This is a genomic window from Chryseobacterium polytrichastri (genome assembly GCF_900142445.1).
Taxonomy (GTDB): Bacteria; Bacteroidota; Bacteroidia; order Flavobacteriales; family Weeksellaceae; genus Chryseobacterium; species Chryseobacterium polytrichastri.
Window position 1 is genome coordinate 76,680 of the sequence record NZ_FRAV01000007.1, and the last position, 13,985, is coordinate 90,664.

At 35.1% G+C, this 13,985-nt stretch carries 13 protein-coding genes; all 13 read right to left on the reverse strand.

Features of this window, described 5'->3' with window-relative positions; translation table 11 throughout:
• Positions 1–27: 27 nt before the first annotated feature.
• The 13 genes from BUB80_RS06045 to BUB80_RS06110 all read right to left on the reverse strand — a co-directional run bounded on the left by BUB80_RS06045 (position 28) and on the right by BUB80_RS06110 (position 13,975).
• Entirely contained in the window at positions 28–726 is a 699-nt protein-coding gene (locus BUB80_RS06045; RefSeq protein ID WP_228433699.1) for a M17 family peptidase N-terminal domain-containing protein, read from the reverse strand.
• Positions 727–930: 204 nt separating this feature from the next.
• Positions 931–1,806: a pirin family protein gene (locus BUB80_RS06050; protein ID WP_073291862.1), complete on the reverse strand. Its 876-nt coding sequence runs from the start codon at positions 1,804–1,806 to the stop codon at positions 931–933.
• Between the two features lie 540 nt (positions 1,807–2,346).
• Positions 2,347–2,925 carry a Crp/Fnr family transcriptional regulator gene (locus tag BUB80_RS06055; RefSeq protein WP_073291864.1) on the reverse strand — a complete coding sequence of 193 codons (579 nt, stop codon included), beginning with the start codon at positions 2,923–2,925 and terminating at the stop codon, positions 2,347–2,349.
• A gap of 9 nt (positions 2,926–2,934) precedes the next feature.
• Positions 2,935–3,246, reverse strand: a complete 312-nt coding sequence (locus BUB80_RS06060) for a hypothetical protein (RefSeq protein WP_073291865.1) — start codon at positions 3,244–3,246, stop codon at positions 2,935–2,937.
• A gap of 181 nt (positions 3,247–3,427) precedes the next feature.
• Complete coding sequence (locus BUB80_RS06065; RefSeq protein WP_073291867.1) at positions 3,428–5,038, reverse strand: Na+/H+ antiporter; 1,611 nt, start codon at positions 5,036–5,038, stop codon at positions 3,428–3,430.
• 388 nt (positions 5,039–5,426) lie between these two features.
• Positions 5,427–6,047, reverse strand: coding sequence for an alpha/beta hydrolase (locus BUB80_RS06070; protein ID WP_073291869.1), 621 nt, complete (start codon positions 6,045–6,047; stop codon positions 5,427–5,429).
• 29 nt (positions 6,048–6,076) lie between these two features.
• Positions 6,077–7,006, reverse strand: coding sequence for a VOC family protein (locus BUB80_RS06075; protein WP_073291870.1), 930 nt, complete (start codon positions 7,004–7,006; stop codon positions 6,077–6,079).
• Positions 7,007–7,299: 293 nt separating this feature from the next.
• The gene (locus tag BUB80_RS06085; protein ID WP_073291875.1) at positions 7,300–7,596 is read right to left on the reverse strand and encodes a GNAT family N-acetyltransferase; all 297 of its coding nucleotides are present in this window, start codon (positions 7,594–7,596) and stop codon (positions 7,300–7,302) included.
• A gap of 120 nt (positions 7,597–7,716) precedes the next feature.
• Positions 7,717–8,649, reverse strand: a complete 933-nt coding sequence (locus tag BUB80_RS06090; RefSeq protein WP_073291876.1) for a ring-cleaving dioxygenase — start codon at positions 8,647–8,649, stop codon at positions 7,717–7,719.
• 159 nt (positions 8,650–8,808) lie between these two features.
• Positions 8,809–9,351: a hypothetical protein gene (locus BUB80_RS06095; RefSeq protein WP_073291878.1), complete on the reverse strand. Its 543-nt coding sequence runs from the start codon at positions 9,349–9,351 to the stop codon at positions 8,809–8,811.
• Entirely contained in the window at positions 9,344–11,062 is a 1,719-nt protein-coding gene (locus BUB80_RS06100) for a hypothetical protein (RefSeq protein WP_073291879.1), read from the reverse strand. The genes BUB80_RS06095 and BUB80_RS06100 overlap by 8 nt, the downstream gene beginning before the upstream one ends.
• A 3-nt stretch (positions 11,063–11,065) precedes the next feature.
• Entirely contained in the window at positions 11,066–12,466 is a 1,401-nt protein-coding gene (locus tag BUB80_RS06105) for a hypothetical protein (RefSeq protein ID WP_073291881.1), read from the reverse strand.
• Positions 12,467–12,469: 3 nt separating this feature from the next.
• A complete protein-coding gene (locus BUB80_RS06110; RefSeq protein WP_073291883.1) occupies positions 12,470–13,975 on the reverse strand; it encodes a hypothetical protein in 1,506 nt (501 codons plus the stop codon).
• Positions 13,976–13,985: the final 10 nt, after the last annotated feature.

A 13,985-nucleotide genomic window follows, 5' to 3' on the forward strand; every position in this document is an offset into this window, starting at 1 on the left:
TCAACAATATTAATGAATCTAACTTCATTATTTTTTATTCACTTCTGCAATCGCATCGTTAATTCCACCACCTGCTACTTCAAAGAAAGACGGTCCTGCCAACAGGTATACTTTTTCTAATTTCTTGGTATTTGAAAGTTTGTGTTCTTTTAAATAAGTTTCAGAACGGTTAGCCAATACAATCCCTTTGACTACATTTCCGGCTACTAATGCGGTTGGAGAATCAATTCCAGCATCTTTCAGGTCGCTGGCAAATGCGAAATTGGTTACGCCTAATCTCATCGCTTCACGAGCGGCCACTTCACCTACGGAAGTCATCAGTTCGGGAGTGAATTTATTTCGGTCACCCAAGCCAATCAACAATAGTTTTTTTGCTGACATAGAACCTGTAGGAGACGTAATTAAAATGGTTTCTAATGAATGTCCCTGAAACTGTCCCGACTGTCTGATCTTGGTGAACTCACCTTTTAATGCGTCATCTAAATGGACTAACCCATTCAAGCTGGCAGGCAAAGCCTGAGCGTTGTGAATGTCATTTTCTGTATATTCAAAAACACAGGCAACCTGCAGTTGAGCATCTGCGGAAGACGGTCCCTGCACCAATCCGATCATTGAAATTCCGTCAACGGAGCCCCAGTTTTTTGATGTTCCGACAGGTGTTTTATTTTGAGCACTTAATGTCAATGATAATAAAGCTACTGCAAATGATAAAATGAAATTTTTCATGATTTTAATTTTTAGCATTAATTATTTTTGAGTGTCATTTTTAATAGAACATTTAGGTCATTAAAAATTTAACCACAAAAGATTTTAACACTTAAGTTATTTTTAAGTTAAAAGCATTCTGTTGAGAAGATCACTAAAGCTTTCTGAAAATCTTCGATTTCAATTCTTATGTGAGTTTTATATTCTCCATTTGTTTACCTCAGATTACATCGTCATTGGAACTTCCATTAATAGAATCTCCGTATTTTCTGCTGTTGCTTTAATATTCAAATCTGAAATATCCCAAACTCCAAAACCGTCTCTCGTTTCTAACGGCTGACCTTCAATCTCCGCACTTCCTTTTAAAATAAAGGCATAGACTCCATTTCCTTTTTTCTTGATCTGATAGTTGGTTTCAATTGTATTGTCAAAATTTCCTAAGTGAAACCAAGCATCCTGATGAATCCAAACGCCTTCGTCATCAGCATTTGGAGATAATATTTGCTTAAATCTATTTTTACTTTTTGTTTTATCTAATGTAATCTGATCATATCTCGGCGTTACATTTCTCTTATTTGGATAGACCCAAATTTGAAGAAATTTAACCAAGCTATCTGCATTTTTATTGAATTCACTGTGCATGATTCCTGTTCCGGCACTCATCACCTGGATATCTCCACTTTTGATAATAGCAGAATTTCCCATGTTGTCTTTATGCTCCAAATCTCCTTCCAACGGAATGCTGATAATTTCCATATTGTCATGGGGATGTGTTCCAAAACCTCTTCCAGCCTCCACTTTATCATCATTAAGGACTCTCAATACTCCGAAATGCATTCTTTCCGGATTGTGATAATTGGCAAAGCTAAAAGTATGATTACTTACCAACCATCCATGATCTGCCTTTCCTCGTGAATCTGCTTTATGAATGACTGAATTATCTTTAATTTTTGACTCGGGATTGGGTAAATGATTGTATCCGATTGGTTCTAATGGCTCGATCTCATCAATCTCATTTTTCATTGTGTTTCCCAATGAAGCTGATGCCACAAACATTCCTGTTCCTAATAATCCTTTCTTTAAAAAATCTTTTCTGTCCATATCTATTCGTTATTTGTTCGTTATTGATAGGACAAATTTAGGGAGATGGAAAATGCTGGGCATTTAACTAGTTTAATAAATTTCTTTTTTTAAGTATTTTTATGTGATTATATTCTTTGTTGGAATACGCAAAGGCGCAAGGGTATTATTTATAAATCATAGATAAGGCGCAAGGATTTTATCTGCGATAAAATTAATTATGGATAATTTGTTGAAAATATTTGATTTTCTTGCGCCTCAAAAACGTTTTTAATTGTGAATTTTTGCGTCTTTGCATATTCCAACCAATTAAATTTCTTTTGTCTTGAAATCGAAGATTCGACGTAGTCAAACAAAAGAAAGAAAAGCTCAAGACTTGGAAACTTTCGCTAAAAAATAATTAAGTTTTGGCTAAAGCCAATATTATGGAATGTATACTTTTTAAACGGGCTGAAGCCCGTTTCTATTGACCGAAAATTTGTAATTATTTATGACAATAATTATAATATTTAAGGATAAAAAATCTGCATCATCTGTAAAATCAGCAAGACAAAACCATTTCTATTTTGAAGCTAATCTTTTCCGGATTGTGCTTACAAATTCTTTTGAAACCCCAAGATAAGAGGCAATATAATACTGCGGAACTCTTTGTGGGATTGTAGGATATACTTTTACAAATTCTAAATATCGGTCTGATGCAGTTTTTGAAATGGTATTCACCAAACGGTTTTGAAGCGTTGATAAATTCCGCTGTACCAACATTCTGAACACTCTTTCAAATTTTGGATATTCTTTTAATAATTTTTCTTTGGCAGTGGGAGTCAGCATATAAATCTCTGAGTCTTCCAGTGTTTCGATATAGAATTTGGATGGTTTCTGTTCCTGAAATGAAGCAATGTCACTCGTCCACCAATCTTCAATGGCAAATAAAATAGTGACTTCGAAACCATTATCATCAAGGTAAAATACCCTCACACAACCTTTTTGGATATAGCCTTCAAACTGGCAAATTTCTCCTTCTCTTAATAAAACAGTTTTCTTTGGAACAGTCTCGCAAGTGAGTAAATCTGTGAAAAATTTTTCTTCATCTTGACTAAGAGTAATGAATCGTGTTACGTTTTTGATGATATTTTCAAACATATAATAAGTTTACGGCTGCAAATTAGGGAAAAGCGCGTAAACTTCATTCTTTAATAATCCGCTTCCTCCGCCATAATGGTCGATTACCTTTACATCCTGATCTAAATTTTCACAAAAAACTTTGATATCTTTTTCAAATTGTTCCTCTAACCCTGAACTTAACAGTACAATATCAACCTGATTTTCTTTGAGATAATTGTAACAAATGTTTTCATCACTTTGAATTTCCGCTTTCCAGCCTTCATTATTTTCTATGATTCTTTTTAAAGTATCCAGTATTTCCTGATTTTTCCCGATCACTAGGAATTGTAGTGTTTTCATTATGTCTTTTATTTTAGTTATTCCTTTTATCTTCTCAATTTATTCCCACAAGTTTGTCATCCTGAAAGGATCTAAACACAAATCTTTTCATGCAATTTTCTAATACTAAGTTTAGATCCCTCTGGGATGACAAACTTTGTGGATGATTGTTAAGTGATCAAAATTTTAAACAAGTTTATTTTTAAAAATGCTTAGTTCCCGTAATTTTCAATTCATTTAAATCTAATTGAGATTCTGCTTTTCGAATTTCGTCATCACTGAAAACCTTCTCTCTTTTCATGGTAAACAATTCCTTTCTCTGCATTGCAAAAATATCAAGCATAATCTGATGGTACTCTTTCAAATCATTTTGTCTGTTGGAACACATTTCCAATGAACTTAAGTGTCCTTTATGTAATTTGATATCGTTTTGTAAACTGTCTTTGAAATTTTCAACCAAACTATTGCTCGTTACGCTCTTCTCATATCTTTCATTCAACCTTTCAACTGCCAGACTATCCAATCTTATCTGAATTCCAGCCTGTTGCTCATGCGAAGGTAAAATATCATCAATTTCTCCGATTTTGGTTAATTTAATAATCAAAGGAAGCGTTAAACCCTGAAAAACCAAGGTCACAAAAATAACAATAAACGTAATGAAGATTATTAAATTTCTCATCGGAAATTCGATCTGATCATTCATCATCACCGGAATCGACAAAGCCGTTGCCAATGAAACCACGCCACGCATTCCTGCCCAACCGATAATCAATGGATTTTTCCATCCCGGACTTGGATCTCTTCGTACTTTTTTACTCAACCATCTCGGAATATGTGCCACCGGATAGATCCATAATAAACGGACTACAATCACAATTAAACTTATGATTAACCCATATTTGATTCCTTCCATTAAAGAAGTCTCCCCAAAGCCATTAATTATATCTGGAAGTTCAAGCCCGATTAATACAAAAACTAATGCATTCATCACAAAAATCAACGTATTCCAAACGCCTGTCATATTGATTCTCGTAGTTCCTGTTTTAAAAATTTCATGGGAACGGAAAGACATGAATAATCCGCCGCTTACAACCGCCATTACTCCCGAAAAATGAAAATGTTCAGCACTCAGAAATAAAATATAAGGGGTCATCACAGTTAATGCCGCATCTATCGCCGGAGTTGTTGGTAAAAACCTGTGAATGGCGTAGAAAATGTGAGCCCCTACAATTCCTACTACAATTCCCATTCCTGCAACGAGAAAAAATTTCCCCGTCGCTTCCTGCATTGAAAAAGCTCCTGTCGTCACCGCTACTAAAGCAAATCGGAAAACAATTAATGATGATGCATCGTTGATCAAACTTTCTCCTTCCAACATCGCAAGGGTTCTCTTTGGCACTTTTAATCCTTTTAAAACTGTTGTTGCAGCAACCGCATCAGGTGGTGAAACAATTCCGCCCAACAAAAATCCTAATGCCAACGTAAACCCCGGAATTAAAGATTGAGAAGCAAAAGCCACAACAATTGAGGTCAGAAACACCAAACCGAAAGCCATTAATGAAATTGTTCTTTTCCATTTCCAGAAATCATTCCAAGACGTGTACCAAGCTGCTTCGTATAAAAGTGGGGGCAAAAAAATCAGGAAAATAATCTCCGGATCCAATTTTAAAATCGGAACTCCGGGAATAAAACTAATCCCCAATCCCGCCAATACCAAAAATATGGGATACGCAATTTTGATACGCTGTGCCAGCATAACGAGGAGCATGACGAGTAATAAAAGTCCGAGTATTAGTAGTAAATCTTCGTGCATAGTTTTTTTGTTTAAACTTCTTTTGTCTTGAAATCAAAGATTCGACGCAGTCAAACAAAAGAAGCAAAAGTTCAAGACTTGGAAACTGAATGCTAAAAATTAAAACTTAATCCTAAAATCCCCAAAACTTGTGCAAATTTACTATTTGTTCTTCGATTCAAAATTTGTCTCGCGCTTCGAACAGTGGGAATTTTTTAACGGATTAATTTTTAATTTTCTTAACGCTTCAGCTTCCTATGTCGGTTTAAATTTATAGCTTATTTTAAGTTTTGGCTAAAGCCAAATTGATTTTTGCTATTTAGTTAAACGGGTTAAAACCCGTTTCTATTGATTACAATCTCATGTTTATTTGTGAAAAACATTCGTATCAATTCATGTTTAAATAACTCTATTTAAAAATCAACGTATTCGCTAGTTCCATTTCTTCTTCGTTAATGGAATGACCAAAGTTAGCATATACTTTTTCGGTAACATCGGCATTCATTTCTCTTAAAATATTGGCTGTAGCATACACTCTTTCAACAGGAACATGGAAATCCGGATTGCTCGTTCCCAAGAAAATTGGAGTTTGAGCAAAATCTCCTTTGTAGTTTTCACGATTGATTTTATCACCGATCACACCACCAATAATCGCTACTGCTCCACCGAATTTCTGTGCATTTCGGGCTAAAAACTCCAATGTAAGACAGGCGCCTTGAGAAAATCCAAAAAAGTAAATATTATCCGTTTTAATTCCTGCTTCTAAAGCCATTTTTACTGTCTTCCCAATCATTTCAATGGCTGATGAAAGCCATGGTTCGTTTTGTTCTACAGGAGCGATAAATGAAAGAGGATACCAACTTCCATTCGTTGCCTGTGGTGCTAATATTGCATACTCTTCAACATTTAAATGTTGTGATAAGCTTAAAATATCCTGCGCACTTCCCCCTCGACCGTGAATCATAATTAAAGCTTTTTCGGCTTGGTCTGGAGGTTTTCCTGCTGTTTTTATATCTAAAATGTGACTCATTATTTTATCTGTATTTTTCTGTTGGATAATTAATTTTTGGGAAGAACGTCAATCAAATGTTCTCTTTTTTCTTCAAACTGTTCCGGAAGCATTACATCTTCTCCCAGAGATGCTAGCTCTTCATCAATATCGAATCCCGGACCTGAAGTTGCAATTTCAAATAACACACCTCCCGGTTCTTTAAAATATACGGAAGTGAAGTACTTTCGGTCTTTCACTTCGGTATGCTTCAAGCCGAATTTGTTTAATTTGTCAATCATTTCAAGCTGAGATTGTGCATCGGGCGTCGCAAACGCAACGTGATGAACGGTTCCTCTTCCAGCCAACCCTTTCAAAGCATTTGGAGTACAAACCAAATCAACATATTTTCCCGGCTGATCATCTGTTCCAAATCGAAATCTGTCTGAACTTTCAGCGATTAATTTGTGATCCATTTGGGTTGTCAACAACGCTGCCGTTCTTTCATATGCATCTAACCAGATTTCTACGTGATGGATTCCTTTGATGGCATAATCTTTCGGGATAAATCCGTTATAGTAGCCTTTTCGGTCATCTTTATCATTAAAAACCAATTCTAATCCCAATCCGTCAAAATCCTCAAGATAAATGAAAGCTTCACCAGAAAACCTTTGCTGTGGCTGTTTGTAGGGAATATTAAATTGATCAAGGCGATTCAACCAATAGTCCAGTCCATCCATTGAGATTGAAAAAGCCGTTGTATTCAACATTCCTTTTCCATGTCTTCCATTCACCAACCCTTTTCTATAAGGGAAAGTGGTCATAATAGTTCCCGGAGTTCCAAATTCGTCCCCGAAATAGAAATGATAAACATCAGAATAATCAAAGTTGACCGTCTTTTTTACTAATCGAAGTCCTAAAACTCCGGTGTAAAAATCTATGTTTTCCTGTGCATCGCCTGTTATGGCTGTAACGTGGTGAAGTCCTGTTATAAGTGGCATTGTTTTTTTGTTATTTTTTGATGGTTTCTAGTTGATGGATTCTAATGCAAAGACGCAAGATTTTTATTTTATCGTGCATATTTTTCGTTCACACAGCTATTTGAATGCCTTGATTTCCGGTTTCAGTCAGCAATGTCATGTCTGGTTTATAATTCTGAATGAAGTAGATCAAAATGAAGAATCTCTATTAATTATAATGAAATTTATCCTATTTATAGAGATTCTTCCTTCGTCAGAATGACAAATTAGATGTTATAATATTCCGTTAAAACTTTGATTTTGTAAATTTATTTTTACAATTCTTCTTTCAACCAAACGTCATTATATTCTTCCGGGTTGCGTTTGAATTGCGCGTGAACGTACGGACACAGCGGTACAATTTTCAAGTCATTCTCTCTTGCGTAGGAAACCAGTTTTTCTAATAATATTTTCGCAAAACCTTTTCCGGCGTATTCTTCATTAACTTCTGTATGATACACTGTTAATTTTTTTCCGATTACCGAGATATCCATTTTCCCGGCTTTGTTATCGTCTGAGAACAATTGAATTTCTCCTCTTACATTTCCTAAAACTACTTCTGTTCTTTCCATTGTATTATTTTTTTGCTTGTTGCTTGTTGCTTGTTGCTTGTTGCTTGTTGCTTGTTGCTTGTTGCTTGTTGCTTGTTGCTTGTTGCTAAGATATACCGTTTACTAAAATTGAGTAATGACCTATGATAACTTCGGTAAAGCTTCTGCTATTTTATTACGTAATCCTTCGTGTTGCTTTGGAAGTTTTAAGTTGGTTCCCAATTCATTTAAAGGTTCATCAACGGTGAATCCAGGATTATCGGTTGCTATTTCGAATAAAACGCCACCCGGTTCACGGAAGTATAATGAATAGAAATAATCTCTGTCGATTTTTGGAGTGATGCTTAATCCTGCAGACATTACTTTTTCGCGGTATTCCATTAAAACATTATCATCCTTCACTCTGAAAGCGATGTGATGATTGGTTCCCGCAGCGTTTCTTCCCGCTACAATTTTATCATTTTCAATAATATCAATTAAATTTGCCGTTTCTATTGAATCTGTTGCGAAACGGTATCTTTCACCTTCCTGTTTTTGAAGATCGTAGCCTAAAATATCTGTCAGCACTTTGATCGTTGGATCTGCTTTTTTCAATGTCAATGTTACATTATGGAAACCTTTCAATGCATTTTCATCTTTAATATCATCGGTTGTCCAAACTTTTCTGTCATCCGGAGTTGATGATTCGATGAACTGTAATTGTAATCCGTCCGGATCTTTAAAAGAAATCATTTTCTCACCAAAAATCTCTCCCTCTTCAACATTTACATTGAGCTGTTGAAAACGGTTCTTCCAAAATTCCAGACTTCCTTTTGGAACCGAATATCCAATATGCGTTGCCAATCCGCTTCCGTTTGTTCCTTTTCCAATTCCTTCCCAAGGAAAGAAAGTTAGAATTGTTCCCGGCGTTCCGGTTTCGTTTCCAAAGTAAAAGTGATATGTTCCCGGATCATCAAAGTTGACGGTTTTCTTTACCAATCTCAGTCCCAAAACCTGCGTGTAAAAATCTAAATTCCTTTTGGCATTGTCAGCAATTGCTGTGATATGGTGCAGTCCTAAAATTCTATTTTCCATTTTTTCTATTTGTTTAATTTTGATATGACAAATTTAGGCTGACGAAAAATGCTGCACATTTAACTAGTTTAATAAATGATGGGAATTTTATTTATTTGAATGAAAAGAAAAAGCCCTTTTAAATGTAGTATTTAAAAGGGCTGGTATTACTCAATAAATTTATAACTGTAATTCATTACTAAGAATAAGCTGAACGTCATTTTCTTTTAATAAAGTGCCGTTTCCTACCCTCATTGAATCTAATTTAAATGATAAAAAGTAAGTATTACTTGGTTTAAACCAAAGATATATATGTGAATCTGTTCCTACATACTGCCCAGCAGTAATCGTCGTAGATGCGTTAACATGGGTTTTATCATAAATCAAATTTCCAATTGGCTCATAACAATATCCGACCCAGATGACATCAATAATATCCGATCCAGAATAATCATATCCCATAGCTTTAAGATGATACATGGAACGATCTGTATTTGCTTTGTAAGGTAATTTTATATGACAAATTTTATTTGCATTAGGATCAAGATCAGTTGTGAAAAATTTTAAAATTCCTTCTCTAGTACTTGCCACATCTTCAGGCTTTACAAATTCCGGATTATCCACATGGACGTAACTATCCAAAACATCTTCAAATTGTTTCTCCGTAGGCCTTTTCCCTGCCATGAAGAATTCTTTTAACTCTGCAATAATTCTTTTAGGCATGATTTACTACCTTTTTAAGATTTTCAATTTCCTTATTCTGAGAAATCAGATAAAGAGTGAGTTCTTCTATTTTCTGAAGAAGTTTAATTTGAAAATTTCCAATTTCTACTCCATTTTCAGTCATTTCCTTAGCTGAAGGAATTTCAGGAAGGTGATTCTTTTCAGAGATGAATTTTTCTACATCCTGAATGGATTTCAGATTATAGTCTGCTGCAAAAACAAAGTCTGCCGTTGGCGTATTGGAAACCACAAAGTTTTTGGCTTCTACTTTTCCTTGAAAGGCAGCGTTACCATTAGGGGTAAATCTCGCAATTTCTTTTTGATTAATTCTTAATGCCAGTGCTTCTATTGCTTGCCCCCCACTTCTAACCACTCCTACATCAGCGGTATCATTATACCATGTGAAACGAACCATTGAATTCATTGTACCAGGCATATTAATTGTGTCTAAAAACTTAATCGTTTTAGGTTCTCCCGGAAAATGTACATCAAATGCTCCCTCAGGTACAGTAACCCCAATTCCTACGTTTCCTCCTTTAGGATTTAAAGATAAATCATAAAATACATTAGCTACATCAGAATTTTGAGGCTGTATCCATCCGTAAGAAGGTCCTATATTCATCCCAAAATCTAAAACTTCACCCAACCCTTTATCACTGGATTGAAGTCTTAATAATGCCTTAGAGTTTGTTCCATCAGTAGGTACACCATCATTATATCCTTGCCTCCCTCTTACTGTTAAAGGCTGTGTAGAGTTTGATGCATTTGCTCCAATCGCTACATTTCCATTACCTGCAATATTCATTCTGGTCATCTTACTTGTGACAAAATTTATTGCTCCGTATGTATCACTTAATCCGTTATTAATGATATTAAAATCACTATAAGAGCCATACATAAAGCCAGTGCCGGAATATCCTGAATTAAGCTCCAGATCTGCACTGCTATGATATTTTAGTCTAATTTTAGTACTTCCACCAGCTGCTTCATTTCTATCAAATAAGGCCGCTACGCTATTTACATTTCCTAAATTTTCATTTTCTTTTACATGAATTTTTGCCTCTGGAGAAGCAGTACCTACGCCTAGTTTTGCATCTTTAGTAACCTTTAAACCCACCTTTGCGGAATCTGATGAGGACTGATCTCCAACGAGTAAGCTCCAATCATTTGTCATTGGCTGTAATCTAATAGATGAGGAATCATTCCCTTTATTATTAAGAGCATTCCATGCATTATTTTTATTGATTGACCGTACTTTGATAACAAGAGACATAATCTCATTTGTAACTCCAAGTATTCTGGTAGCTCTGATACGGAATTTACGAGAATAGCCATTAACATCAATCGTAAAACCATTTGCATTTGGATCCCCTACATAATTGTTTTTATTAACCGTTCCACATTCTCTCCATATATTCGGATTTGAGTGCGAAACTGATGCGATATGAGTTGCTGCTGATGCGATATTCCCTCTGGTATATGCTATCGAAACTTCATAAAATCCACTTGCATTAACCATTTCCGGGAAAAATTCTAAAAATTCTACGTAGTCTCCAACTTGATAATCTGGCGGAAAATTAAGATAAGTTGTATACTCAGATGATGCATCTACATGTACGTAGCTATCTATTAGGTCCCCAAACTGATTTTCTGTAGGCCTTTTCCCTACTTTAAAATATTCTTTTAATTGTGTAATTGTTCTTTTTGCCATGATTTAATTGTGTTTTACAGTATCAATTTCTTTTTTAAGAGAAATAATATACAAGGTTAGTTCTTCAATTTTTTGGAGTAATTTCATTTGAAAATCCCCGATTTTCACCCCATCATTCATCATAGTTTCACCTGATGGAATTTCTGGAAGATGTTTATTTTCTTTGATATACGATTCTAATTCCGCTAAATCTGGCATTTGATAATCTGGCCTGATTGATGAATAATTATCGTAATATTTTTGGAAAACATAATCTGCGGGTACATTTGTATCAATAATTATATCTTCCGCATGAATTTTTCCTTTTACTGTAAGTTTTTGATCAGGATTTTTTGTGCCGATTCCCACGTTTCCTGTTATAGCTTGAACTCTAATTCTTTCGATATTATTAGTTCCTATGGTTAAAGGATTATCTGAAAGCGTTTTAATAACCCCTAATCCTTGTCCATCTCTTGCAAATGACATTTCAAGTACATTGCTTCCCAATTGATTAATATTAAAACCAGCTATATTTGAAGGAGTAATAGTATCATTTAGAATTTTTGATGTTATAAAACCATTTACTTCAAGCTTAGATTGAGGATTATCTACCCCAATTCCTACATTCCCTGCATTTTTATTTAATATTATATTATTCCCTAAAGAATTAATATGTAATGGCGATCCTGCATGGCTTTGAATCCAGGTATATTGTGAGTGGGTGCCAAATCTTATATTCGGAAAATCTATATTGCCGATGATGAAGTCTCCCAATTGATCAGGAGTAGAATATGTGGAATTAATCTGCAATTTTGCTTGCGGCAATGTTGTACCAATACCCACATTTTCATTGTAATATACATAATGTTTTTTCTGTCCTACGAGAGGATTAGAATAAACACCTGATAAAGTAGCATTATTAATGGCTAATGCTCCTCCATAAGTGTGTTGTTTTATTCTTACCTCATATGGATTTCCAGACCAATGTGTATGGTAAATCGTTAATTTGTATTGATTAAGTGTAGTATCCCAAATAATTCCGCCAATATAGATATTGTCCACTATAGGACCAGCCGCCTCTACTATCCTTGAAAGAGGTTGATACCAAATAGCATTATCTGGATTTGCCCCTATATCAAATTGTTTTCTTATAACTCCAACGCTATTACTAAAGTTATATGATCCTACTATTTCAACTTCAATATGTCCACCAACATAATCGTTTCCGAGTAAAATATCTACCGCCATATCAGTTTGCTGATGGGGGAAATCTATATGAAAACTTTTCTCTTTATAATTAGGTGAAAATATATTTGGGTCATCTAAATGTGCATAGCTATCAATAAGATCTCCAAACTGATTTTCTGTAGGTCTTTTTGCTGCTTTGAAATATTCTTTTAATTGTATGATTGCTCTTTTTGCCATGATTTAGTTTAATTTCATACTATCCATTTCCTTTTTAAGAGAAATGATATACAGGGTTAACTCTTCAATTTTTTGGAGTAATTTTATTTGAAAATCTCCAACAGCAAGTCCTTTTTCTGTCATTTCTTTTGCTGAAGGAATTTCAGGAAGATGATTCTTTTCAGAAATAAACTTGTCCAAATCATGAATTCCTCTTAAATTATAATCCGGTGCAAAAACAAAATCTGCAGTAGGTGTTTGTGTAATCACCACATCTTTTGCTTCAAGTTTACCATACAATGCCATATTTCCTTTATCAGATAACATCAACTTTACTCCGTAGTCTCCATTATCAGAATAACTCCAGAATTGTAAGCCGTTTCCATAACCACCTGTCATATTGTACATTGCCCATCTGTTTGCAGTACCTGGCGTTGTTTTACTAGCATTTTCTAAAAAAAGAGCCCCCCCTTCGTTACTGCTTACTTGTGATAGCACTACCCCTTTTACGTCTAGTTTTTGCTTAGGAGAATCAGTACCTATACCTACATTACCGTTAGGATTAATTCTCATCAGTTCAAACATATCTACAGGATAATCAAAAGCAGTCTGCTGATAATTAGAAGCTAGAAATTTAACACCTTCACCTCCTGTAATTATAGCGGTATTATAATTAGGAAAAGCACCATTGGTTGATAGCCATTTTAAGGCCCCGTAAGGATTCGCCCTAACCCCATAACTCATATAAGTTTCTGCACTGCTTCTTAATGATCCCCAGTTATTCAATGAACCATCTTCATAGCGAATGGCAAATGCGTTGACCCCTTGTGTACCATCACCACTACCAGCGAAAACAGTCCCTCTAACATCTAGTTTACTCTTGGGTTCATTTGTTCCAATTCCGACATCTCCATTTGTATTTACTTTTAAAGCTACTTTAGCACTTTCATTTGTATGCAGACTTCCTACCCAAAGGTTCCACTCATTGCTCATCGGCTGAAGAGGAACAGAGGCAGTATTACTACCTCTGTTATCTATTGCTAACCATGAGCTGTTTTTATTAATAGAACGTACTTTTATTACAACTGACATCGCTTCATTTGTAGCTCCAAGTACTTTTATAGCTCGTATACGAAACCTGCGAGCAGAACCATTTACGTCAATAGTAAAAGCAACTGCGCCTGAGTCATCTACATAATTATTTTTATTGATTGCCCCACATTCTCTCCATGCATTTGGGTTTGCATGGGAAGTTGCTGCAAGATGGGTAGCTGCTGAAGCTATATTATTTCTTGTATAAGCTATTGAAATTTCGTAAAACCCGCTAGCGCTAGCCATCTCAGGAAGAAATTCTAAAAATTCTATATAATCTCCTACCTGGTAACTTGCAGGAAACTCTACAGAAGTTGAATACTCAGATGATGCGTCTACATGTACATAACTGTCTATTAAATCCCCAAACTGATTTTCTGTAGGTCTTTTTCCTACTTTAAAATATTCTTTTAATTGTGTGATTGTTCTTTTTGCCATAATTTTATTT